This is a genomic window from Candidatus Symbiothrix dinenymphae (genome assembly GCF_001431085.1).
Window position 1 is genome coordinate 1 of the sequence record NZ_BBRU01000462.1, and the last position, 411, is coordinate 411.

General features: G+C 44.8%; 1 pseudogene. It reads right to left on the minus strand.

The window, feature by feature from the left end:
* Window positions 1-411: pseudogene (locus ASC50_RS05080) on the minus strand (hypothetical protein); the annotation flags it as partial.

Sequence of the window (411 nt, forward strand, 5' to 3'; positions counted from 1 at the left end):
AAATAGGGTTGTGCTATTTCATTTTTTTTTACTATCCCATTAGGTGGATAATTGGAGTTTATGTCATCGCCATAAAAATTAACAATTGCCGAATTTATGACCTTTTCATGGGTTTTTGAATAAAAAGGTGCAAAATGAAATTTAGTTCCGGAAATATCAATAGCATGCACAATATCCAAATCCAACTCATTGAGTTTCCTGTTGCCGCCGATGAAGTAATTGAGTTCGCTCTCGCCGCTCACGAGTTGAACTTTCACTTGCTTTTCGGTTATTTCGAGGATGATTTCGGTGCCGCGCAGTAGCACGCGGTTGTCCACGATTAGCGTTGCTGTGCGTTTGGAGGCGATGGGGTCGGCGTTGTTCAGGCGGGTGTAGTACTTGCAGGTGCGGGGGTTTTGGGCGGCTTCGCGG